Raw genomic sequence first — 657 nt, forward strand, 5'->3', positions numbered from 1 at the left:
ATTAGCGGTTTAGATAAAGGCTGGAGGAAAACCTTGGAGGCACACTTTTATCTGTCGGTGGCTATTTTCGCTGTCACTATGACAGGCACACCTGGCCCGAATAATATGATGCTGACAGCCTCAGGGGCCAACTTCGGCTATCTGCGAACACTCCCCCATATTCTGGGAATCTGCTGTGGCCTTGGCCTGTTGATTATGGCTATTGCTGCAGGGCTTGGCGTTATCTTCCAGCAGTTTCCACTGGTTCAGACCGCGTTGAAGTGGGCTTCCAGCATTTATCTTCTCTACCTCGCCTGGCGCATAGCTTCTGCACCACCACCCACTCTGCAAAATAGAGAAGCCAATCGACCAATGAACTGGTTTGAAGCTGCAGGCTTTCAATTCATCAACCCGAAAGCCTGGGTTATGTCGATTGCTGCAGTAGGAACATTCTCTTTATCGGAAGACAATTACTGGCTTTCAGCCTGGAGTATTGCCCTGATATTCATGTTCGCAGCGTTTCCCTGCATTTCTTTCTGGACAGGTTTTGGAACACTTATTGGGAAAGTGATGAAAACATCTCTGCAATGGCGCTGGTTTAATATCTTTATGGGAGTGGCAACTGCTTCCTGTTTATTGTTTATCTGGAACTGAACAACCACCGACTGAAGTCGGTGG

Annotated in this window: 1 protein-coding gene; it reads left to right on the forward strand. The window is 47.9% G+C overall.

Annotated features, from left to right (window positions below; translation table 11 throughout):
• Nucleotides 1-78: 78 nt before the first annotated feature.
• On the forward strand, nucleotides 79-633 hold the full coding sequence (locus tag E1189_RS00730; RefSeq protein WP_155158219.1) for a LysE family translocator: 555 nt from the start codon (nucleotides 79-81) through the stop codon (nucleotides 631-633).
• Nucleotides 634-657 lie beyond the last annotated feature (24 nt).

It is taken from the genome of Parendozoicomonas verongulae (assembly GCF_009711465.1).
GTDB lineage: Bacteria > Pseudomonadota > Gammaproteobacteria > Pseudomonadales > Endozoicomonadaceae > Sansalvadorimonas > Sansalvadorimonas verongulae.